This is a genomic window from Micromonospora sp. CB01531 (genome assembly GCF_001905095.1).
Classification (GTDB): domain Bacteria; phylum Actinomycetota; class Actinomycetes; order Mycobacteriales; family Micromonosporaceae; genus Micromonospora.
In genome coordinates this window covers 1-21,578 of sequence record NZ_LWLS01000063.1, presented here as the reverse complement: position 1 = coordinate 21,578, position 21,578 = coordinate 1, and the positions used below count along the sequence as shown (strand labels likewise).

Sequence of the window (21,578 nt, the reverse complement as noted above, 5' to 3'; positions counted from 1 at the left end):
CTCCCACCGCGGCCCAAACGACCGTTAAGCTCACGGGGTGGGGACCGACGAACTTTACCCGGCCGCGCGGCTGGCCGCCGCCCAGCGCGCCACCGCCGCAGCGGGCCTGGACGCGCTGCTGCTCACGCCCGGCTCCGACCTGCGCTACCTGACCGGCTACGACGCGCACGAGGGGGAGCGGCTGACCTGCCTGGTGCTCCCGGCCGCGGGCGAACCAACCCTGATCGTGCCGGTCCTGGAGCGCCCGGCCGCCGAGGCGTCCCCCGCCCCGGCCACCGGCGTGCGGATCGTCGACCACGCCGACGGCACCGACCCGTACCCCCTGGTCCGGGCGGCGCTGCCCGGCCCGGTGGCGACGGTGGGGCTGGCCGACCGGATGTGGGCCGAGCAGGTGCTCGCGCTGCGCGCCGCGCTGCCCGACGCCGCCCAGCGCCTCGCGTCCGAGGTGCTGCGGGAGTTGCGGATCCGCAAGTCGCCCGCCGAGGTGGCGGCCCTCGCCGAGGCGGGCGCCGCGATCGACGCGGTGCACCGACGGATGGGGGAGTGGCTGCGTCCCGGCCGGACCGAGGCCGAGGTCGCCGCCGACATCGCCGCCGCGATCCGCGCGGCCGGCCACGTCAACGTGGACTTCGTCATCGTCGCCGCCGGGCCGAACGGCGCCAGCCCGCACCACGGCACGTCCGACCGGCCGATCCGGGCCGGGGAGCCCGTCGTGGTCGACATCGGCGGCACCATGCCGTCGGGCTACCGCTCCGACTGCACCCGCACGTACGTCACCAGCGGTCCCGCCCCGGCCGAGTTCACCGACTACTACGCGGTGCTGCACGCGGCCCAGCGGGCGGCGGTGGCGGCGGTGCGGCCCGGGGTGACCGCCGAGGCGGTCGACGCGGCGGCCCGGGACGTGATCAGCGCCGCCGGCTACGGCGACGCCTTCCTGCACCGCACCGGCCACGGCATCGGCCTGGACACCCACGAGGAACCGTACGTCGTGGCCGGCAACCCGCGACCGCTGGAGGCCGGCATGGCTTTCTCGGTCGAACCCGGTATCTACCTCGCCGGGCGGCACGGCGCCCGGATCGAGGACATCGTCGTCTGCACGACGGACGGCGGGCAACGGCTCAACACCACCCCCACGGAGCTCATCGCGCTATGACTGTCGACCGGATCCTCCCCACCGACGAGGCCCACGACCTGCTGGACCTCGCCACCGAACTCGCCGATCGGGAGCTCGCCCCGAAGGCCGCCGGCTTCGAGGAGCGCGCCGAGTTCCCCCGTGAGGTGCTGCGCACCCTGGGCCGGGCCGGGCTGCTCGGCCTGCCGTACGCCGAGGAGCACGGCGGCGCCGCCCAGCCGTACGAGGTCTACCTGCAGGTGCTGGAGATCCTGGCCAGCCGCTGGCTCGCGGTCGCCGAGGCGGTCAGCGTGCATACCCTGTCCTGCTACCCGCTCGCCCAGTTCGGCACCGACGAGCAGCGCAAGCTGTTGCCCGACATGATCGGCGGGGAACTGCTCGGTGCCTACTGCCTCTCGGAGCCGCAGGGCGGCTCGGACGCGGCGGCCCTGACCACCAAGGCGGTCCGCGACGGCGACGACTATGTGGTCTCCGGCACCAAGGCGTGGATCACCCACGCCCGGGTCGCCGACTTCTACAACATCTTCTGCCGCACCGGCGGTCCCGGCCCGAAGGGCATCTCCTGCCTGCTGGCCGACCGGAACAACCCGGGGATCCACCCGCAGGCCGCCGAGCGGACCATGGGGCTGCACGCCTCCCCGGTCGCCCAGATCGCCTTCGACGAGGCCCGGGTGCCGGCGGAGCGGCTGGTCGGCGGCGAGGGGCAGGGCTTCACCATCGCCATGTCCGCGCTGGACTCCGGCCGGCTCGGCATCGCCGCCTGCGCGGTCGGTCTGGCCCAGGCCGCCCTGGACTACGCGGCCGGCTACGCGCAGGAGCGCCAGCAGTTCGGCCGTCCGATCATCGAGTTCCAGGGACTGGGCTTCATCCTCGCCGACGCCGCCACCCAGATCTCGGCGGCCCGCGCGCTCACGCTGGCCGCGGCGCGGCTGCGCGACGCCGGCCGACCGTACTCGATCGAGGCGGCGAAGGCGAAGCTGTTCGCGACCGACGTGGCGATGCGGGTGACCACCGACGCGGTGCAGGTGCTGGGCGGCGCCGGCTACGTCGCCGACCATCCGGTCGAGCGGTACATGCGGGAGGCGAAGGTGCTCCAGATCGTCGAGGGCACCAACCAGATCCAGCGGCTGGTCATCGCCCGGTCGCTCCGGATGGGCTGACGGGCGCGGAGGGCGACCATCCGGCCCACCGAGCGTGACGCCCGGCGGGCCGGATGCGGCAGGGGAGCGTTCTCTCCGGTAGGTTGCACCGCGTGGAGGAGATCGACCGGGCCATCGTCGCCGCGCTGACCGGGGACGGTCGGCTGTCGTACACCGACCTCGCCGAGAAGGTGGGGCTGTCGGTGTCCGCTGTGCACCAGCGGGTCCGCCGGCTGGAGCAGCGCGGCGTCATCAAGGGGTACGCCGCGCGGGTCTCGTTCGAGGCGTTGGACCTGCCGTTGACCGCGTTCGTGGCGATCCGGCCGTTCGACCCGTCGCAGCCCGACGACGCGCCGGAGCGGCTGGCCCACCTGCCCGAGATCGACTCGTGTTACTCGGTGGCGGGGGAGGACTTCTACCTGCTGCTGGTGCGGGTGGCCGGGCCGGCGGACCTGGAGCGGGTGCTGCAGGAGATCCGTACCGCGGCCAACGTCACCACGCGCACCACCGTGGTCCTCTCCACGCCCTACGAGAACCGCCCGCCGAAGATCAATGCCGACCTGCCTGGTCGGGGTCGTTCCCGGGCGGCGGCGGAGCCGGCTGGTTCCAACGCAGGATGACCTGCCGTCCGTGCTCGTGACCGAGCACGGAGACGGTGGTGGTGTCCAGCCGGAGCAGCCCACCGGCGGACGGGGGCAGGCCGATCCAGCGGGCGCCGATGACCCGCAGGCTGTGCGCGTGGCCGACCAGGGCGACGCTGCCCCGGTCGAGCAGGGGAGCGATCCCGGCCAGCACCCGGTCCGCGCGTTCGCCGACCTGGGCCGGTGACTCGCCGCCGGGAGCACCGTCGGTCCAGAGGTTCCAGTGCGGGTTCTCCTCGTGGATGTCCGCGGTGGTGCGTCCCTCGTACTCGCCGTAGTTCCATTCGGCCAGGTCGGGGTCGGTGGCGTCGGCGTCGAGGCCGGCGAGGTGCGTGGTGCACGTGGCCCGCTGCCGGGGACTGGACAGGACGCGGGCGAAGCGGCGGCCGGCGAGCAGCACGCCGAGCGCGCGGGCCTGCCGCTCCCCGTCGGGGGTCAGCTCCAGATCCGTGTACGAGGTGTGCCGGTGGCTGGCGCTCCAGGTGGTCTCCCCGTGCCGGATCAGCAGGATCTCTCCCATTCGTCCAGTTAACCAGCCACGGCGGTTTCGCGTTCACCTAGTGTCCTAGGACGCTCTAGGGATGGTGCCCACCGCCGCGTTCAACAACGGCGTTTCAGCTCGACGACCACGGGGACGCGGTCAGGGAGCGGGCCGAACGGCCCGGGCACCGTTGCCAGCGAAGGGGAGTGCCATGAGCTTCACCGACAAGGCCAAGAACAAGGCCCAGGAGATGAGCGGCCTCGCCAAGGAACGGATCGGCGACGCCACCGACAACGAGCGGTTGCGGGCACAGGGCGCCAGCGAGCAGCGCATGGCGCGGGACCGGCAGAAGGAGGCCGGCCGCAACGTGAAGAACTTCGAGAAGTGACCCGCACGGCGGCGGGCTCCCGGTCTCCGGGGGCCCGCCGCCGCGTGTCCTGGGTCGCCTCCGCTACCCGGGTACGGGCTGGTTCTGGGCGGGATGCGCCGCCCGGGCCCGGTTGTCCGGTTCCGTTTCGAGGTGCCTCGTCCGGAGCCGGCGGAGGTTTTCCGGGCGGAGGGACGGGGACGCGGGTAGGGAGGGGCGAAGGCCCCCGGTCTGTGGGAACGACGCAGGAGGCGACATGAGCACCGAGAAGGCCAAGGACAGGGTCGAGCGGGTGGCCGGTGCGGCCCGGGCTCGGATGGGTGACATGACCCGGCAGGAGCGGTCGCGGGCGGAGCAGGTGGGGCGGCAGGAGGAGGCCCGCGGTGGACGGCCCGGCGAGCGCGTCCAGGAGAGCGAGCAGGACGTGAGTGGTCGCTCCTTCACGAGTTGACCCCGGCCTGGTGGTGCCCCTGGCGCGTACGACGTGCCGGGGGCACCGGTGTGTGGTGGGCGGGTGGCCGGCCAACCGGGTGGCCGGGTTACGGTCGCGGCGTGACGGTTGCGCGTTCCCTGGTGCTGTTCGTGTTGGCTGCCCTGGCCGAGATTGGTGGGGCGTGGCTGGTGTGGCAGGGCTGGCGGGAGCATCGGGGGCTGTGGTGGGTGGCCGGCGGGGTGCTGGCGCTGGGCGTGTACGGGTTCGTGGCGACGTTCCAGCCGGACCCGCATTTCGGTCGGATCCTGGCCGCGTACGGGGGTGTGTTCGTGGCGGGGTCGCTGGCGTGGGGTGTGCTGGTGGACGGGTTCCGCCCGGACCGGTGGGATGTGGTGGGCGCGGCGATCTGCCTGCTCGGGGTGGCGGTGATCATGTACGCGCCGCGGGGCGGCTGATCCAGCCGGCGGGAACGCCGTCGCCCGGCAACCCGTGGTGCGGGTGCCGGACGACGGGTGGTGCGTAGGTCAGTCGTTGCGGTGGGCTGCCCACCAGGCCTGGCCGGTTTCGGGCAGGGTGTCGATCGGGTCGTAGTAGGCGTAGCGCTTGTTGAGCGCTTCGAGGTCGGCGGACTCGATCGAGGTGCGGTAGTTCTTGGTCCAGTAGGAGATGCCGCGGTCGCGGTCGTACTCGGTGAGCATGTGGACCCAGCGTTTGCCGACGAAGGGGACGTCGCAGACGATGCGCGGGGTGGCGTAGCCGGGCAGGTAGCCCATGATGTCGTGCTGGAGTTGCTGGGCGTGCCAGACGGGGACCCGCCAGTGCTCGGCGTTGGGGATCATGTCGCACATGTAGAAGTAGTACGGCAGGATGCCGGCCTCGCCCTGCAGGGCGAAGCAGAGGTCGAGCAGGTCGGGGGTGGTGGCGTTGACGCCGCGCATGAGCACGCCCTGGTTGCGGACGTCGCGGACGCCGACGTCGAGGGCGGTCTGGGCGGCTTTGGCGACCAGCGGGGTGAGCGACTGGGCGTGGTTGACGTGGGTGTGGATGGCGAGGTTGACGCCGCGGCGGGCGGCGGTGCGGGCGACCCGCTCCAGGCCTTCGACGACGTCGGTTTGCAGCCAGTGCTGGGGGAGGCCCATGAGGGCCTTGGTGGCGAGCCGGATGTCGCGGATGGTTTCGATCTCGAGCAGCCGCATCAGGTATGACTCGAGGTTCTTCCACGGCACGTTGGCCACGTCGCCGCCGGAGACGACGACGTCGCGGACGCCGGGGTGGGCCTTGAGGTAGGCGATGTGGGCGTCGTAGCGGTCGACGGGCTTGAGGGTGAGTTTGAGCTTGTCGACGGCGGGGGTGGAGTTGCCGACGAGGTCCATCCGGGTGCAGTGGCCGCAGTACTGCGGGCAGGTGGAGAGCAGTTCGGCGAGGACCTTGGTGGGGTAGCGGTGGGTGAGGCCTTCGGCGACCCACATGTCGTGCTCGTGGAGGCTGTCGCGGCTGGCGTAGGGGTGGGAGGGCCAGTCGGTGCGCCGGTCGGAGGCGACGGGGATCATGTAGCGGCGGACCGGGTCGGCGAGGAAGGCCTCGGTGGTCATGGGCGCGAACGGCACCATGGTGTTGAGCATCTGTGGGGGCACCAGCATGGACATGGTGGCCAGGGCCTTCTGGTCGGCCTCGAGGTCGGCGTAGAAGGTCTCGTCGACGAGGTCGCCGAGGACGGTGCGCAGCTGCTTGATGTTCTTGACGCAGTTGACGCGCTGCCACTGGGCGTTCTCCCACTGTTCCCGGGTGACGTGGCGCCAGCCGGGGAAGCGGGTCCAGTCGGGTTCGACGAGAGGACGGCGGCGGTATTCGTAGGGCTGTCCGGCGGTGGGGACCGCGGCCGGTGCGGGGTGGGGCGCTGGGATGGCCTCCACCGGTTGGGTCTGGGTCACGGCCCCTCCTGCTGGTCGGTGCGGGTGGATCAACGGTCACGAAGGCTACTGGAAAATATCCGGTGAAGAAATTAGTCTGCCGGAAGTTTTCCCGCGACGCGAGTCCTGGCCAGGGGCTTCGAGCGGCTGGACGGAGGAGGGTCGGCGTGACGTCACCGGTGGGACTGCACCGTGTCGTGGAACCCGCGGGGGTGCTGCCGCAGGCGGCCTGGCGGCTGGACGCCGATCCGCGGATCGCCTTGAACGAGGTGCGGATCCGGGTGGAGCGGCTGAACCTCGACGCGGCGAGCTTCCGGCAGCTGTCGGAGAAGCACGGTGGTGACGGGGAGAAGGTCCGCGCCGAGGTGCTGGAGATCATCTCGGCCCGGGGGAAGATGCAGAATCCGGTCACCGGTTCGGGCGGCATGCTGATCGGCACGGTCGAGGAGGTTGGTCGGCGGTCCCCGCTAGGGCTCACGCCGGGTGACCGGGTGGCCACGCTGGTGTCGTTGACGCTGACGCCGCTGACGATCCTGGACGGGCTGGCCCGCTGGGACGGGCGCAGCGAGCAGGTGCCGTGCGACGGGTACGCGATCCTGTTCGCCCGGTCGATCGCGGCGGTGCTGCCGGCGGACCTGCACCCGGAGCTGTCCCTGGCGGTGCTGGACGTGTGCGGGGCGCCGGCGTTGACCGCGCGGGTGGTCGACGAGCAGGTGCAGCGCCGGCTGAGGGCCGGTGACGCCCGGCCGGTGCGGGTGGCGGTGATCGGCGGCGCCGGCAAGAGCGGGTCGCTGTCGCTGGCCGCGGCACGGCGGGCGGGTGCCGGCCGGACGGTCGGGGTGGTGCCGGTGGTGGCGGAGCGGGACGCGCTGACGGCGGCCGGGCTGGCCGACGTGGTCGCGTTGGCCGACGCGCGGGACCCGGTGGGGCTGTCCACGGCGGTGACCACCGCGTTGGGTGCGCCGGCGGACGTGACCGTGGTGTGCGTGGACGTGCCCGGCTGTGAGCACGGGGCGGTGCTGGCCACCGAGGACGGCGGCACGGTGATCTTCTTCTCGATGGCGACGAGCTTCGCGGCGGCGGCGTTGGGCGCGGAGGGCCTGGCGGCGGACGTGACGATGCTGGTCGGCAACGGGTACGTGCCGGGGCACGCGGAGTTGGCGTTGGAGCTGCTGCGCGCCGAGCCGGGGGTGCGTCGTCTGTTCGAGGCGCGGTTGGCGGCAGACTGACACCATGACGAACCCCTCGACGTTGTACCGCGGCGGCGTGCTGCACTGTCCGGCCGATCCGAGCGCGACCGCCCTGCTGGTGCGGGACGGCCGGATCGCCTGGTTGGGGGCGGACGCGGACGCGCCGGCTGCCGGCCGGGTGGTGGATCTGGCGGGTGCGCTGGTGACCCCGGCGTTCGTGGACGCCCACGTGCACGCCACCGACACCGGGCTGGCCCTGTCGGGTCTGGACCTGTCCGGGGTGCGGTCGGCGGGTGAGCTGCTGGACGCGGTGGCGGGGTTCGCGGCGGGCTTGCCGGGTGACGCGGTGGTGCTGGGGCACGGCTGGGACGAGTCGTCCTGGGCGCAGCGGACGTTGCCGGATGCGGCGGCGCTGGACCGGGCGGCCGGGGGGCGGCGGGTGTATCTGTCGCAGGCGTCGATCCATTCGGCGCTGGTGTCGCGGGCGTTGCTGGCGGCCTGCCCGGACGTGGTGGTCGCCGCCGGGTATGACCCGTCGGGCTGGTTGCGGCGTGACGCGCATCACGTGGTGCGGGCGGCGGCGTTCGCGTCGGTGACCCGGCCGCAGCGGGTCGCCGCGCAGCGGGCCGCGTTGGCGCACGCCGCGTCGCTGGGCATCGCCGCGGTGCACGAGTGCGGCGGTCCGGAGATCTCCGACGAGGAGGACTTCACCGGGCTGCTGGGCATCTCCGGCGCGGGGCTGCCCGAGGTGTACGGGTACTGGGGTGAGCTGCTGGGCGCGGCGCGGGCGCGGGAGTTGGGCGCGGTCGGGGCCGGTGGTGACCTGTTCGCCGACGGGGCGCTGGGGTCGCGGACGGCGCACGTGTCGCAGGCGTACCTGGACGGGGAGCCGGGCGGGTGCGGGCACGGGTATGTGAGCGCCGAGCAGGTGCGGGAGCACCTGTTGGACTGCGCGGCGCACGGGCTGCAGGGTGGTTTCCACGCGATCGGCGACGCGGCGATCTCCACGGTCCTCGACGGGTTCGCGCAGGCGGCGGAGAAGTTGGGGGTGGATCGGCTGCGGCTGGCCCGGCACCGGGTGGAGCACGCGGAGATCATGAACAAGCGGTTGATCGCCGGGTTCGTGGAGTACGGGATCGTCGCGTCGATGCAGCCGGCGTTCGACCGGCTGTGGGGCGGCGCGGGCCGCATGTACGAGTCGCGGCTGGGGTTGTCGCGGTCGTTGGAGTCCAACCCGATGGGTGCGATGCACGGGGTCGGGGTGACGTTGGCGTTCGGGTCGGATTCGCCGGTGACGCCGCTGGACCCGTGGGGGTCGGTGCGGGCGGCGGCGGCGCACCACAACCCGGTGCAGCGGATGAGTGTGCGGGCGGCGTTCGCCGCGCACACCCGTGGCGGGTGGCGGGCGGTGCATCTGGACAACGAGGGTGTCCTGGCCCTGGGCGCGCCGGCGACGTTCGCGGTGTGGTCCACCCCGGCCGGGGTGGACAGGGGTCTGCCGGTGTTGCAGGCCGAGGATCCGGAGCTGCGTGGCGCGGACGATCCGACGCCGCTGCCGGTGTGCCGGGCCACGGTGCTGCGCGGTGAGCTGATCTATGAGGAAGGTAGTGCGTGAGCGGCAAGCTTGAGCTGGATCCGGCGCTGGTGGCGCGGGCGCGGGAGTTGGCGCGCCGCGCCGGGCAGCCGGTGGTGGAGTTGGCGCGCAGCCACACCACCGTGTCGGTGGAGCGGGCGGTGCTGCGGCTGGCCGGGGTGACCGGCGCGGACCCGGACGGGATTCCGTGGGTGAACCGGCTCGTCGACGCGGTCGTGGCTGATGTGGGGCTGGGGCACGGGGTGGCCGTGCCGGTGTTCGACGCCCTGGCGCGGGAGCAGATCAGTGACGTGACGTTGCTGGCGCAGAAGGCCGCGGCGGGGTCGGTGCGGTTTGCCCAGCCCACGGGCCGGGCGGCGACCGCGGCTGGGAAGGCGGCCCGTCGGGCGGTCGCGGCGGGCGTGCGGCGGATTGACCGGCGCCGCGCCGAGCGGGACCGGCTGGTGAAGCGGTACGGGGATCCGAAGCAGCGGCCGTGGATCTATCTGATCGTGGCGACGGGCGACATCTACGAGGACATCCCGCAGGCGCAGGCCGCCGCGCGGGCGGGGGCGGACATCATCGCGGTGATCCGTTCGACGGGGCAGTCGCTGCTGGACTACGTGCCGGAGGGCGCTACCCGGGAGGGGTTCGCGGGCACGTACGCCACGCAGGAGAACTTCCGGCTGATGCGGGCCGCCCTGGACGAGTCGTCGAGGGAGCTGGGCCGGTATGTGCGGTTGACGAACTACGCGTCGGGTCTGTGCATGCCGGAGATGGCGACCCTCGCCGGTCTGGAGCGGCTGGACATGATGCTCAACGACTCGATGTACGGGATCCTGTTCCGTGACATCAATCCGATCCGCACGTTTGTCGACCAGCGGTTCTCGCGGCAGGTGCACGCCCGTGCCGGGATCATCATCAACACCGGTGAGGACAATTACCTGACGACCGCCGACGCGGTCGACGAGGCGCACACGGTGACGGTGTCGCAGCTGCTCAACGAGTTTTTCGCGCACGAGGCGGGGTTGGCCGACTGGCAGTTGGGGCTGGGGCACGCGTTCGAGATCAACCCGGATCTGCCGGAGTCGTTCCGGCTGGAGTTGGCGCATGCGTTGCTGGCCCGGGAGTTGTTCCCGGATGCGCCGTTGAAGTGGATGCCGCCGACGAAGCACATGACCGGGGACGTGTTCCGCGGCAACCTGCTCGATGGGTTCTTCAACCTGGTCGGTGCCATGACCGGGCAGGGGATCCTGCTGGTCGGCATGATGACCGAGGCGGTGGTGACGCCGTGGCTGTCCGATCGGGACATCGCCCTGCAGAACGTGCGGTATGTGCTGGGTGCCTCCGGTGGGCTGCACGAGGACTTCGTGCCCGCGCCGGGCGGGTTCATCCAGCAGCGTGCCCACCGGGTTCTCGGTGAGGCCGTCGACCTGCTCGACCGTATCGGCGACCAGTCGCTGCTCACGGCGATCGCCGAGGGCACGTTCGGGATCATGAAGCGGCCCGCGGACCGCGGCAAGGGCCTCGACGGGGTCGCGAAGCACGAGGCCGACTACTACAACCCGGCCACCGAGATCCTGGAAGGAGACCGTCCGTGACGGCCCCGGCGGAAAAGAAGATCGTCCGGCCGTACGGGGACACCACCGGCGATGGCATGGTGCAGGTGTCGTTCACGCTGCCGGTGCCGCACGACAAGCGGGCCGAGGGCGCGGCGGTGCAGCTGGCCAACAAGATGGGCATCGACCCGGCGATGCTGGTGCACGCCAAGCAGATGGGCGACGGGTTCACCTTCTTCGTGGTGTACGGGCGGGTGAACCATCTGGTGGACCTGTCGCAGGTGCAGGTGGTGGAACGGGACTTCCCGCTGCTGTCGGCCAAGGAGGTCAACGCGGTGGTGAAGCAGAAGTTGCGGCGCAAGCTGTCGGTGGTGGGGGCGTGTATCGGCACGGACGCGCACACCGTCGGTATCGACGCGATCCTCAACGTCAAGGGCATCGCGGGGGAGAAGGGCCTGGAGTACTACCGGGAGTTGAAGGTCAGCAACCTGGGGGCGCAGGTCAGCGTTCCGGAGCTGGTGGAGGCGGCCCGGCGGGAGAAGGCCGACGCGGTGTTGGTGTCGCAGGTGGTGACGCAGCGTGACGCGCATCTGCACAACACGCGGGAGATGTCCGCGGCGTTCCGGGAGGCGATGCCGGCCGGGAAGCGGCCGCTGCTGATCGTCGGCGGGCCCCGCTTCGACGAGACGATGACCGGGGAGCTGGGTGTCGACCGGATCTTCGGCCGCGGCACCACCCCCGGCGAGGTGGCCAGTTATCTGGTCCACGCCCTGATCACGAACAAGAAGGCGAGAGCATGAGTGATTCCCGTGTCGGTCTGACGGTGACGCATCGGCGGTACGTGCCGTACTCGCATGCCCACTACGCGGGGAACCTTGTCGACGGGGCGTACGCGCTGGGCTTGTTCGGGGACGTCGCCACCGAGGTGTGTATCCGCACCGACGGTGACGAGGGGCTGTTCGCCTCCTACTCGGATGTGCAGTTCAGGGCGCCGATGAAGGCCGGGGACGTGCTGGAGGTGGTGGCCACGGTGACCCGGGTGGGCACCCGCAGCCGCACCATCGACTTCGAGGCGCGGGTGGTGTGCCGGGGCCGTCCCGACAGGAGCGAGTCCGCCGCTGAGGTGCTCGCCGAGCCGATCGTGGCGGTCACCGCGACCGGCACCGTGGTCGTTCCCTCGGCGGCGTGAACGCCGCCGTCTGCGCCGACGTCGGGTCCACGTACACCAAGGCCGCGGTGGTCGACCTCGACGACGGCCGGCTGGTCGCGGCGGCGTCCGCGCCGACCACTGTTGGCACGGACGTGCTGCACGGCCTGGACGCCGCTGTCGGCGTGGCCACCGCCCGCGCCGGGGTGCGGGACCTGCCCTGGTACGTGTGCTCGTCGGCCGGTGGTGGGCTGCGGCTGGCGGTCGTCGGCTACGAGCCGCTCGTCACCGCTCAGGCCGGTCGGCGGGTGGGGCTGTCGGCCGGGGCGAACGTGGTGCATGTGGCCGCCGGGCGGCTCGGCGCGGCCGAGCTGACCGCGTTGCGCGCCGCCCGTCCCGACGTGGTGCTGCTCGTGGGCGGCACCGACGGTGGTGACGCGGAGACGTTGACGCACAACGCGACCCGGCTGGCGAAGGCGCGCTTTCGGGTGCCGGTGGTCCTCGCCGGCAACGTCGAGGTCCGCGACGACCTGTACGCGCTGCTCGCCGCCGCGAAGGTGCCGGTGACCGTCGCCGACAACGTGCTGCCCCGCATCGGGGTGCTCGCCCCCGCACCGGCGCGGGCGGCGATCCGGGAGGTGTTCCTGCGGCACGTGATCGGGGGGAAGAAGCTGTCCCGCGGCGGCCGGTTCGCCCGGCTGGTGCGGGCGGCCACCCCCGACGCGGTGCTGACCGGGGTGGAGGTCCTCGCCGACGCGCTCGGCGGGGATTTGGCCGTCGTCGACGTCGGTGGCGCCACCACCGACGTGTACTCGGTGCTTACCCCCGACGAGCGGGACAGCGGGCCGGGCCGGGAGGTCGCCGGCACCCTGTGGCGGGCCCGCACCGTGGAGGGGGACCTGGGCATGCGGTGGAGCGCCCCCGGTGTGGTCCGCGCCGCCGCCGAGGAACGTCTGCTCACCCTCGGGGAGGAGGAGCAGTTGGCCGTGGCGGCGGCGGTGCGGGCCGCCGACCCCGGGTTCCTGCCCGCCGACGACGTCGACCGGGCCGCCGACCGGCGCATCGCCGGGCTCGCCGCGACGGTGGCGCTGCGCCGGCATGCCCGCGGCGCGGCCACCGGGGAACGCGCCGGCCGGGATCTGCGCGACGTGAAGCTGATGGTCGGCTCCGGTGGGGTGCTGCGGCACGCGCCGGCCGGCGACGCGGCCGCGGTGCTGGCGGCGGTGCTCACCGACCACGCCGGGGGGTGGCCGCTGCCCCGGGCGGCCCGCGCGGTCGTCGACGTCGACTACGTCCTCGCGGCCGGTGGGCTTCTCGCCGCCGACCACCCGGAAGCGGCGGCCCGGCTGCTGCGCCGGCATCTCGGCGGAGACTGAGCCGCCACCCGGCACGGATCGAGACGCGCCGACGCGACACGCCGTGGCGCAACACACGACAGGCCGGGGTGGGTTGACAGCGGCGGGGGTGCACGCCGTACCGTCTTTGAGTCCTACCACGGGAAGCGGCTGTTGTTCGCTTCGTCCCTTCGTCCGCTGGCCGAGCGACCCGAGTGGTTGCGGCGGCCAGGTCCAGCGGGCGGGGGTCGGCGGGGCGGCGCGAACCGGCCGCGGTTACCGGTGTACGGGCAGGGTGAAAGGCACGGCCAGTAGACAACGGCCAGGCGGGGGCAGCCAGTCCGCGTCCGGTCGGTCCGAAGGTCGGCGCCGCTCATTCTCGCCCCACCGGCCGGGAAGGGCCTGGGAGCATCGGGGCGCGGCGCGAGCCGCGCCCCGATTTTCGTTGCGCTGTCACAGGTGGCGGCGGCGCCACTCGGACTGTTCCTGCTCGGTGGCGATCTGCTCCTGTAGCGCGACCTGCCGGACGTGGCGGCGCAGCGGGTCGCTGGTGCGCAGCCCGGCCAGCACCAGCGCGACGCAGGCCGCGGCGAGCACCGCCAGGCCGGCGACCGCCGGCAGGAGGCCCGCGGGCAGCAGCACGACGGCCAGCGCCACCACCGTCACGGTCGGCAGCAGCCGGACCCGGTGGGTGGCCCGCACCCACAGCGCCAGCAGGCCCACGATGTAGATGATCACGCCGGCGAACAGCACCCGGTTGTCCAGGCCGACAGCCCGCACCCGCCACGGGTCGACATGCGGGTCGGCGATCACGGCGAGATAGCGTTTCAGGCCCAGGGCGAACAGGATGATCCCGACGACCAACGGCAGATGCAGATACGCGTAGACGTCCCGGGCGAAGGCCGTCCGTTTGTCGACGTCGCGGGTGCGGTGCAGCTTCTGTTCCAGGGCCGGCGCCAGGGTGTCGAAGTACATCCACCACAGCGCCGCGATGGTGGTGACGCCGAACACCGACGCCACGATCACCGCCCAGCTGAGCGGCAGGCCGACGGCCGGTTTGGGGCCCAGCCCCAGCGAGATGATCGACTCGCCGAGCGCGATGAGCAGGATCAGCGCGTACCGTTCCGCCCAGTGGGCGGCGGAGACCACTGCCAGGCCGACGTTGCGGATCCGGCCCCCGGCGGTGAACTCGATGACCACGGCGGCCGCCCACAGCGCCACCCGCAGCCAGGTCGGCCCGACCCCCGGCTGTTGCGGCAGCGCTCCGGCGACCACGATGAGCGTCACGCTGGCCAGCAGCGGCAGCCCGAACCGCAGCGCCGCGCGGCCTGGGGCGTCGGCGCGGGTCAGCACCACCAGCACCTGCACCGCCCGGATGATCAGGTAGCAGGCGGCGAAGACGAGCGGGCCGGGTGGCCCACCGGGACGGCTGGTGAACGCCTGCGGCAGGCTCAGGTTGAGCACGAACAGGGCGACCACCGTCACCACGCCGATCAGCGGCAGCACCCCCTGGTCGGTGCGGACCACGTTGCCGAGGGCGGCGAACGAGACCCAGCACCACCACAGCAGGGCCAGCACCACGAGCCCGGCGAGCAGCGTGCGCACGCTCAGGCTCGCCGCCAGCAGGACGGTGACGTTGAGGAACGACAGCACGAACACCAGGTCGTAGAACAACTCCAGGCGGGTCACGCCGGACCCCGGCGCGGCAGGCAGGATGCGACCCCGCCACTGGCCTGCGCTCATGCTGCCGAGTCTGGCAGCGCCGGCCGCCGCCGCGTGGAAAAGCCGCCGAACCTGGACGCGCGGCGGCCGGCCTGGCCGCCGCGAACACCGGTGCCTGCTCGACCTGGCCACCACCGTGCTGGCGTGTTTCATCCACGACGCCCCGATCCTGCCGTGGGCTGCCTCCCCGGGTCACGGGCCGGCGGCCGGGCCGGGCGGGTAGCCTTCGGCGCGTGATCGTGGTGAGGTGCCGGTGACGACGCTGGACCGGGAAGAGGTGCGTGTCCCGCACGGGGCACACGAGGTGGCGGGGCCCCGTCCGCTGCCGCTGCGGGTGGCCGCGCCGCTGGCCGTCGCGGCCGGGCTGGCCCTGCTGGTCGCGTTCCCCCCGTACGGGGTGTGGCCGCTGGCGCCGGTCGGGGTGGCGCTGCTCGCGGCGGCGGCGCACCGGCGGCGGCTGCGCGCCGGCGCGGGGCTGGGTTTCCTCACCGGGCTGGCGCTGTTCGCGCCGCTGCTGGAGTGGACCAACCTGCACACCGGCGCCCTGCCGTGGATCCTGCTGTCCCTGCTGCAGGCCGGCTACGTGGCGCTGCTCGGCGCGGCCACCGCCTGGGTGTCCCCGCTGGTCGACCGGCACCGGGCGGCGTGGCCGCTGCTGACCGGGGTGCTGTGGGTGGCGCAGGAGGCGCTGCGGGACCGCACCCCGTTCGGCGGGTTCCCGTGGGGGCGGCTGGCGTTCAGCCAGGACACCTCCCCGCTGCTGCGGCTGGCCGCCCTCGGCGGCGCCCCGCTGGTCACCTGCGCCGTCGCGCTGGCCGGCGGGCTGCTCGTCACCGCCGCCTGGCGGGACTGGCGCCGGCCCGCCGGGCACTGGCGGCCCGTGGCGGGGCTCGCCGCCGCGCTGGCGGCCCTGCTCGCCGCCGGGTCGGCCGTCCCGGTCGGGGTGCGCGGCGGCGGGGACACCGTCACCGTCGCCATCGTGCAGGGCAACGTGCCCCGCCTCGGGCTGGACTTCAACGCCCAGCGGCAGGCCGTGCTCAACAACCACGTCGACGCGACCCTGCGACTGGCGCAGCAGGTCACCGCCGGTACGCAACGCCGCCCCGACCTGGTGGTGTGGCCGGAGAATTCCAGTGACATCGACCCGCTGCGCAACCCGGACGCCGCGGACCGTATCTCCCAGGCCGCCGACGCGATCGGCGCGCCGATCCTGATCGGCGCGGTGCTGCTCGGCCCCGACGCCGGGCAGGTCCGCAACGCCGGGCTGGTGTGGCGGCCCGGCACCGGCCCGGACCTCGGGCAGCTGTATGTCAAGCGGCATCCGGTGCCGTTCGCCGAGTACGTGCCGCTACGCAAGATCGCCCGGATGGTCAGCGACCAGGTCGACCGGGTCCGCGCCGACTTCGTGCCCGGCGCCGCCCCCGGCGTGCTCAACGCCGGAGCGATCACCCTCGGCGACGTGATCTGCTTCGAGGTCGCCTACGACGGCCTTGTCAGGGACACCGTCACCGGCGGCGGGCAGCTGCTGGTGGTGCAGACCAACAACGCCACCTTCGACGCGGCGGAGGCCCGCCAGCAGTTGGCCATGGTGCGGCTTCGTGCCGTCGAGCACGGCCGTGCGGCGTTGATGGCCTCCACGGTCGGCGTGTCCGGGTTCGTTTCCCCCGTCGGGCGGGTAGACGGGGCCACCGGGTTCAACGCCGCGGCAGTGGTGGTCCGGCAGTTGCAGCTCGGGCACGGGCGTACCCCGGCCACCCGGGCGGGGGTGTGGCCGGAGGTGGCTCTCGCGGCGCTGGCCGTGGCGGCGCTGGCCGGCGCGGCGGTGCTGCGTCGGCGGCGGGAGGTCACCCCGGGGTAGGACGAGGGAAGGGCGGTACGAGGTGGGCGTGGCAGCCGGGAAACGCACGGCCGGCCATCCCGGGGTGGGCCGGGTGCTGGTGGTCATCCCCACCTACAACGAGGCCGACAACGTCCGGACGATCGTCGCGCGGGTCCGCGAGGCCGCGCCGGCGGTGGACATCCTCGTCGCCGACGACAACAGCCCCGACGGCACCGGCGCGATCGCCGACGGGCTGTCCCGTACCGACCCGCACGTGCACGTGCTGCACCGGCAGGGCAAGGACGGCCTCGGCGCGGCCTACCTGGCCGGTTTCGCCTGGGCCCGGCAGCGCGGCTACGACGCCGTGGTGGAGATGGACGCCGACGGCTCGCACGCCCCGGAGGACCTGCCGGCGCTGCTGGCCGCGGCCCGCGACGCCGACGTGGTGATCGGCTCCCGGTGGACCCGCGGCGCGCGGGTGCTGAACTGGCCGCTGCGGCGGCTGCTGCTGTCCCGCTGCGCCAACCTGTACACGCGGCTGGCGTTGGGCATGCCGGTCTCCGACGCCACCGGCGGCTACCGGGTGTACCGGACGACCGCGCTGGACGCCATCGACCTGGACTCGGTGTGCTCGCAGGGGTACGCGTTCCAGGTCGAGCTGTCCCGGCTGGCCCACCGGGCTGGGGTGCGGATCGTGGAGGTGCCGATCACGTTCGTCGAGCGGGAGCACGGCGACAGCAAGATGAGCCCGTTGATCATGGCCGAGGCGTTGTGGCGGATCACCAGCTGGGGGCTGCGGGACCGGCGTCCGTCGGTGCGTCGGGGCGCCCCCGCCGAGTTGGCGCGGTGGCCGTGAGCGCGGGCGTGTCATGCTGGAGGGGCGTGATGACACCCTGGCTTGTGAGGTGAGATGCGCCGAGGACTGAGGTACGTGCCGCCGGCCCTGCTGCTGCTCGCGGTGCTGGAGCTGACCGTGTTCGTCCTGGTGGGGCGGGGCGTCGGGTTCGGGGCGGCGCTGCTGCTGGTGTTCGCGGCGTCCCTGCTCGGCCTGGTGCTGCTGCGCCGGGAGGGGGTTCGGGCTTGGCGGGGTTTCCGGGCCGCCGTGGAGTCCGGGCAGCCGCCGGGGCGGCAGGTCACCGACGGGCTGGTGGGTCTGCTGGGGGCGCTGCTGCTGGCGCTGCCCGGCCTGCTCAGCGGCGCGGTGGGGCTGCTGTTGCTGGTGCCGCCGGTGCGGCGGCTGACCCGGGTCGGGGTGCAACGTCTCGCCGAGGGCCGGGTGTCGTCGATGGTCGCCGGTGACCTGTTCGGCCCGCGCCGGGTTCGGGTGTACCGGGGCGCGCCGCAGCCACCGCCGGCTCCGCAGCAGCAGCCGCCGGTTGTCGAGCCGGGCCGGCCCATTGAGGGGGAGATCATCGAGCCGGGCCGGTCGTAACCGCGCAGATGTGACGAAGCGCCCCCGGGGTGATCCCCGGGGGCGCTTCGGTCGTTGGTGCGCTCAGGCGCGGCCGCGGCGGGTGCGGACCTCCTGGAGCCGCTCGGCGAGGATGTCCTCCAGTTCGGCGATGGAGCGCCGCTCCAGCAGCATGTCCCAGTGGGTACGCGGCGGCTTGGCCTTCTTCTGCTCCGGCTCGCTGCCGTCGACCAGTCGGGCGACGCTGCCGTCGAACTTGCACTCCCAGGTCGTCGGGACCTCGGCGTCTACGGCGAACGGCACCTCGAACTGGTGCCCCTTGGCGCAGAGGTACTCGCGGGTCTGACGCGGCGCGAGCTCCGTGTTGCGGTCGGATTCGTAGCTGACCGCGCCCAGGCGGCTTCCGCGCAGCATGCGCTCGCCCATGATCGGCTTCCCCTCGTTCGTGGTGCTGGTCTTCTCGGTGTAACGGTCCCTGCCCGCCCGGCCATTCCCGCCCACGCGGAACCGGCCCGCATCGGTCGGGACCCTGCAAGAGTAGCCGGCCATGACAGGTGCCCGGCGGGGTCGTCCCCGGCCGGGTCGAATGGGTGGAGTGATTTGGCTGTCATTGGGGATGTTAGCCGCCGCAGGTGTGCGGGAGGTGACGATGACCAGTGACGCGCCGATAGACGCCCGACCGCCCGGGGGGAAGACGTTTTTCGGCCACCCCCGGGCGCTGTCGACGCTGTTCCTCACCGAGATGTGGGAGCGGTTCAGCTTCTACGGCATGCGGGCGATCCTGGTGCTGTACCTGACCGCGGCCGTCGCCGACGACGGCCTGGCCATCCCGGAAACCACCGCCAACGCCGTGTACGGCACCTACAACGCGATGGTCTACCTGATGGCGCTGCCCGGCGGCTGGGTCGCCGACCGGCTGCTCGGCGCCCGGCGCAGCGTGCTGTGGGGCGGTATCGTCATCGCCGCCGGCCACTACGTGATGGCGGTGCCGGCAAGGTGGAGCGTGTTCGCCGGCATGACCCTGATCGTGCTCGGCACGGGCCTGCTCAAACCCAACATCTCCACCATGGTCGGCGACCTGTACGACCGGGACTCCCCGCGCCGCGACGCCGGCTTCTCCATCTTCTACATGGGTATCAATCTGGGCGGGTTCATCGCGCCGCTGGTCACCGGTTTCCTCGGCGAGAAGATCAACTGGCATTTGGGGTTCGGCGCCGCCGCGATCGGGATGACCTTCGGCGTCCTGCAGTACGTGCTGGGCCGGCGGAACCTCGGGGAGGCCGGCGCGCGTCCGGTCGACCCGCTGCTCGGGGCCGACCGGCGGCGGGCGCTGACCCGCATCGGCGTGGTCGTCGTGGTGGCGCTGGCGGTGCTGGCCGCGCTCGCCGTGACCGGACTGTTCACCGTCAACACCGTGGTCAACCTGCTCACCCTGGTCACCGTGCTGGTGGCCATCGGCTACTTCGCCCGGATCCTCACCGACCGGGAGATCAGCCGGACCGAACGCAGCCGGATGAAGGCGTACCTGTGGCTGTTCGTGTTCGCGGCCGCGTTCTGGCTGATCTACGACCAGGCCGGGTCGGTGCTGAACATCTTCGCCGCCGAGAAGACCAACCGGAACGCGCTCGGCTTCACGTTCCCGGCGTCCTGGCTGCAGTCGGTGAACCCGATCCTGATCATCATCGGGGCGCCGCTGGCCGCCTGGCTGTGGCTGAAGCTGGGGCACCGGGTGTCCACGCCGATGAAGTTCGCCGTCGGGCTGGTCCTCAACGGCCTGTCGTTCGTGCTGATGGCCGCCGCCGCCCGGGCCGCCGTCGGCGGCGAGCTGGTGTCGCCGTGGTGGCTGGTGGCCGTGTACGCCATCCAGGTCGCCGGTGAGCTGTCGCTGAGCCCGGTGGGCCTGTCGGCCACCACGAAGCTGGCCCCGGTCAAGTACGCCAGTCAGATGATGGGGCTGTGGTTCCTCGCCACCGCCGTGGGTGACGCGATCGGTGGCCAGGTGGCCCGGCTGGCCGGGACCTGGTCGGAGTCGACGTACTTCCTCACCTTCGGGCTCGCGTCGGTGGTGCTGGGGGTGAGCGCGGTGATGTTCACCCGGCACATCCGGCACCTGATGGCCGGCATCCACTGACGTGCCAGGGGTCAGGCCGCCGGGGTGGGTGGCAGCGGCAGCGGCAGGCCGGGCAGCCCGTCGATGCTGGTGGCGATGTGCGGCTTGCCGGCGAAGTAGGCGCTCAGCGACGCGTCGTCCTCCCGGGCGAACCGCCGGCCGTGCAGGTCGCGGTCCGCGTCGTAGGTCATCAGCGGGACCGCGTACCCGCAGGTGTCGCGGATCAGGTCGGCGCGGACCACGATGATCGCCCGCAGCCCGTGCACGCTGGCGTCGATGTCGGGGAAGTGGCGCAGCAGGTCCGCCCAGCGGGGATCGTCGCGGAACACCGGCTCGCCGCGTCCGTGCACCCGCACGATGTTCGGCGGGCCGGTGAACGCGCACCACATCAGCGTGATGCGGCCGTTCTCCCGCAGGTGGGCGATGGTCTCCGCGTTGCTGCCGGCGAAGTCGAGGTAGGCGACCGTGTGCTCGTCGAGCACCGCGAGGCAGCCGCGCAGGCCCTTCGGGGACAGGTTGACGGTGCCGTCGCCGGCCAGGGGGGCGGTGGCGGTGAAGAACATCGGCTGCGCCTCGATGAAGGTGCGCAGCCGACCGTCGATGCGCTCGTACGTCTTTCCCACACCCGCATCATCGCCGTCGCCGGGCTGTCGGCGCCGCCCCGTCCCAGCCCGTGATCAGGCGGGCAGCCGCTCCCGCAGCCAGTCGGACAGGCCGGTCAGGGCGGGCGGGGCGATCTGGTGGCCGACCGGGTCACGGCGGGCCGTGGCGGCCGCGCCGGACTCGCCGCGCAGGTACGCCCAGGTGCGGTCGAGCAGCTCGCGGGGGATGACGGTGTCGTGCTCGCCCTGGGCCACGAACACGGGCACCCCGGCCAGCCGGTCGGGCGTGGTGGGCACCCCGGCGTCGAACGGCAGGGTGCCGTAGAGGATCGCGGCGCCGGCATACCGGGCCGGGTCGTCGAGCAGCAGGCCACCGGCGAACGCGGCGCCGCCGCTGAAACCGACCAGCGCCACCGGCCGGCCGGCGGGGGCCACCTCGTCGAGCCAGCGGCGGAACCAGCCCATGGCGGCGCGTAACGATGCGGCGACCGGGCGGCCGACGCCCCGGTTGGCGAACCAGGCGTAGCCGCCGCCCTCGGCGATCGGCGCGCGGACCGCCGCGTACGCCGGGCCGGCGGGCAGGTGGCCGGCCAGGGAGAGGATCTCCTGCTCGTGGCTGCCGCGGCCGTGCAGCAGCACGACCAGCGGGGCCGCCGGGTCGGGGTTGCCGGCGGTGGCCGCCACCGGCGGCGGGAACGTCATGTGGTTGTGCATTCAACCAAAATACGTCAGGTGTCGCGGGCGCCGAGCCTCGCCAGGGCGGTGGCCAGGTCGCTGACCTGGTCGGCCAGCTGGGCGGCCCGCCGCTGCGCCGCGTCGCGGTCGGTTTCGGCGGCGCGCAGCCGTACCGTCAGCTCGGCCAGCCGAGCCTCGGCGGCGCCGGCGGCCTCCCGCGCGGCCGCCAGGTCTGCGGCGAGGGCGTCCCGCTCGCCGGCGCGGGCCGCCGCCTCCTGCCGCGCCGCCGCGCCCGCCGCGACGCTCTCCGCCCGGGCGGCCTCGGCCCGCTCC

General features: G+C 73.1%; 22 protein-coding genes and 1 pseudogene. 16 read left to right on the top strand and 7 right to left on the bottom strand.

Annotation, left to right across the window (positions count from 1 at the left end):
• Positions 1-37: 37 nt before the first annotated feature.
• The 3 genes from A6A27_RS14480 to A6A27_RS14470 all read left to right on the top strand — a co-directional run bounded on the left by A6A27_RS14480 (position 38) and on the right by A6A27_RS14470 (position 2,891).
• Entirely contained in the window at positions 38-1,153 is a 1,116-nt protein-coding gene (locus A6A27_RS14480; RefSeq protein WP_073835123.1) for a M24 family metallopeptidase, read from the top strand.
• Positions 1,150-2,292, top strand: coding sequence for an acyl-CoA dehydrogenase family protein (locus A6A27_RS14475; RefSeq protein ID WP_073835122.1), 1,143 nt, complete (start codon positions 1,150-1,152; stop codon positions 2,290-2,292). Before A6A27_RS14480 ends, A6A27_RS14475 begins: the two co-directional genes overlap by 4 nt.
• 92 nt (positions 2,293-2,384) lie before the next feature.
• Positions 2,385-2,891 carry an Lrp/AsnC family transcriptional regulator gene (locus A6A27_RS14470; RefSeq protein ID WP_073835121.1) on the top strand — a complete coding sequence of 169 codons (507 nt, stop codon included), beginning with the start codon at positions 2,385-2,387 and terminating at the stop codon, positions 2,889-2,891.
• Here the strand turns inward: A6A27_RS14470 and A6A27_RS14465 are convergent.
• Positions 2,821-3,432 carry a histidine phosphatase family protein gene (locus A6A27_RS14465; RefSeq protein WP_073835120.1) on the bottom strand — a complete coding sequence of 204 codons (612 nt, stop codon included), beginning with the start codon at positions 3,430-3,432 and terminating at the stop codon, positions 2,821-2,823. The genes A6A27_RS14470 and A6A27_RS14465 overlap by 71 nt on opposite strands.
• Before the next feature lie 172 nt (positions 3,433-3,604).
• Here A6A27_RS14465 and A6A27_RS14460 point away from each other — a divergent pair, with 172 nt between their 5' ends.
• The 3 genes from A6A27_RS14460 to A6A27_RS14450 all read left to right on the top strand — a co-directional run bounded on the left by A6A27_RS14460 (position 3,605) and on the right by A6A27_RS14450 (position 4,648).
• Positions 3,605-3,781, top strand: coding sequence for a CsbD family protein (locus tag A6A27_RS14460; RefSeq protein WP_073835119.1), 177 nt, complete (start codon positions 3,605-3,607; stop codon positions 3,779-3,781).
• A 235-nt stretch (positions 3,782-4,016) separates the two neighbouring features.
• Positions 4,017-4,211 (top strand): hypothetical protein, encoded by a 195-nt coding sequence (locus A6A27_RS43135; protein WP_073835118.1) that lies wholly within the window; start codon positions 4,017-4,019, stop codon positions 4,209-4,211.
• Between the two features lie 101 nt (positions 4,212-4,312).
• Positions 4,313-4,648 carry a YnfA family protein gene (locus A6A27_RS14450; protein WP_073835117.1) on the top strand — a complete coding sequence of 112 codons (336 nt, stop codon included), beginning with the start codon at positions 4,313-4,315 and terminating at the stop codon, positions 4,646-4,648.
• 69 nt (positions 4,649-4,717) lie between these two features.
• Here the strand turns inward: A6A27_RS14450 and A6A27_RS14445 are convergent, their stop codons facing one another.
• The gene (locus tag A6A27_RS14445) at positions 4,718-6,124 is read right to left on the bottom strand and encodes a KamA family radical SAM protein (protein WP_073835116.1); all 1,407 of its coding nucleotides are present in this window, start codon (positions 6,122-6,124) and stop codon (positions 4,718-4,720) included.
• Between the two features lie 158 nt (positions 6,125-6,282).
• Between A6A27_RS14445 and A6A27_RS14440 the strand changes: the two genes are divergently transcribed.
• Genes A6A27_RS14440 through A6A27_RS14415 form a run of 6 tightly spaced genes read left to right on the top strand, consistent with a single transcriptional unit; the run spans position 6,283 to position 12,948 of the window.
• Positions 6,283-7,332 (top strand): zinc-binding alcohol dehydrogenase, encoded by a 1,050-nt coding sequence (locus tag A6A27_RS14440; protein WP_198940309.1) that lies wholly within the window; start codon positions 6,283-6,285, stop codon positions 7,330-7,332.
• A gap of 4 nt (positions 7,333-7,336) precedes the next feature.
• On the top strand, positions 7,337-8,908 hold the full coding sequence (locus A6A27_RS14435; protein ID WP_073835114.1) for an amidohydrolase: 1,572 nt from the start codon (positions 7,337-7,339) through the stop codon (positions 8,906-8,908).
• Positions 8,905-10,467 (top strand): lysine 5,6-aminomutase subunit alpha, encoded by a 1,563-nt coding sequence (locus tag A6A27_RS14430; protein WP_073835113.1) that lies wholly within the window; start codon positions 8,905-8,907, stop codon positions 10,465-10,467. The genes A6A27_RS14435 and A6A27_RS14430 overlap by 4 nt, the downstream gene beginning before the upstream one ends.
• Positions 10,464-11,225 (top strand): OAM dimerization domain-containing protein, encoded by a 762-nt coding sequence (locus A6A27_RS14425; protein ID WP_073835112.1) that lies wholly within the window; start codon positions 10,464-10,466, stop codon positions 11,223-11,225. The genes A6A27_RS14430 and A6A27_RS14425 overlap by 4 nt, the downstream gene beginning before the upstream one ends.
• Positions 11,222-11,614, top strand: coding sequence for a hotdog domain-containing protein (locus tag A6A27_RS14420; protein ID WP_073835111.1), 393 nt, complete (start codon positions 11,222-11,224; stop codon positions 11,612-11,614). Before A6A27_RS14425 ends, A6A27_RS14420 begins: the two co-directional genes overlap by 4 nt.
• Positions 11,611-12,948: a glutamate mutase L gene (locus A6A27_RS14415; protein WP_073835110.1), complete on the top strand. Its 1,338-nt coding sequence runs from the start codon at positions 11,611-11,613 to the stop codon at positions 12,946-12,948. The genes A6A27_RS14420 and A6A27_RS14415 overlap by 4 nt, the downstream gene beginning before the upstream one ends.
• A 411-nt stretch (positions 12,949-13,359) precedes the next feature.
• On the opposite strand, the gene A6A27_RS14410 is transcribed toward A6A27_RS14415, so the two are convergent.
• The gene (locus A6A27_RS14410) at positions 13,360-14,649 is read right to left on the bottom strand and encodes a low temperature requirement protein A (RefSeq protein ID WP_073835109.1); all 1,290 of its coding nucleotides are present in this window, start codon (positions 14,647-14,649) and stop codon (positions 13,360-13,362) included.
• Between the two features lie 232 nt (positions 14,650-14,881).
• Between A6A27_RS14410 and lnt the strand changes: the two genes are divergently transcribed.
• Genes lnt through A6A27_RS14390 form a run of 3 tightly spaced genes read left to right on the top strand, consistent with a single transcriptional unit; the run spans position 14,882 to position 17,879 of the window.
• Positions 14,882-16,486: an apolipoprotein N-acyltransferase gene (gene lnt, locus A6A27_RS14400; protein ID WP_073835222.1), complete on the top strand. Its 1,605-nt coding sequence runs from the start codon at positions 14,882-14,884 to the stop codon at positions 16,484-16,486.
• Positions 16,487-16,508: 22 nt separating this feature from the next.
• The gene (locus A6A27_RS14395; protein ID WP_073835107.1) at positions 16,509-17,303 is read left to right on the top strand and encodes a polyprenol monophosphomannose synthase; all 795 of its coding nucleotides are present in this window, start codon (positions 16,509-16,511) and stop codon (positions 17,301-17,303) included.
• Between the two features lie 54 nt (positions 17,304-17,357).
• Complete coding sequence (locus A6A27_RS14390) at positions 17,358-17,879, top strand: FxsA family protein (protein ID WP_073835106.1); 522 nt, start codon at positions 17,358-17,360, stop codon at positions 17,877-17,879.
• A gap of 63 nt (positions 17,880-17,942) precedes the next feature.
• On the opposite strand, the gene A6A27_RS14385 is transcribed toward A6A27_RS14390, so the two are convergent.
• Positions 17,943-18,284, bottom strand: a complete 342-nt coding sequence (locus tag A6A27_RS14385; RefSeq protein ID WP_046564157.1) for an RNA polymerase-binding protein RbpA — start codon at positions 18,282-18,284, stop codon at positions 17,943-17,945.
• A gap of 223 nt (positions 18,285-18,507) precedes the next feature.
• On the opposite strand from A6A27_RS14385, the gene A6A27_RS14380 reads away from it, so the two are divergent.
• Positions 18,508-19,989: a peptide MFS transporter gene (locus A6A27_RS14380; RefSeq protein ID WP_073835221.1), complete on the top strand. Its 1,482-nt coding sequence runs from the start codon at positions 18,508-18,510 to the stop codon at positions 19,987-19,989.
• 11 nt (positions 19,990-20,000) lie between these two features.
• On the opposite strand, the gene A6A27_RS14375 is transcribed toward A6A27_RS14380, so the two are convergent.
• The 3 genes and pseudogenes from A6A27_RS14375 to A6A27_RS14365 all read right to left on the bottom strand — a co-directional run.
• Positions 20,001-20,591 (bottom strand): pyridoxamine 5'-phosphate oxidase family protein, encoded by a 591-nt coding sequence (locus A6A27_RS14375; RefSeq protein ID WP_073835105.1) that lies wholly within the window; start codon positions 20,589-20,591, stop codon positions 20,001-20,003.
• Positions 20,592-20,645: 54 nt separating this feature from the next.
• On the bottom strand, positions 20,646-21,284 hold the full coding sequence (locus tag A6A27_RS14370) for an alpha/beta hydrolase (protein WP_198940304.1): 639 nt from the start codon (positions 21,282-21,284) through the stop codon (positions 20,646-20,648).
• 14 nt (positions 21,285-21,298) lie between these two features.
• Positions 21,299-21,578: pseudogene (locus tag A6A27_RS14365) on the bottom strand (hypothetical protein); the annotation flags it as partial.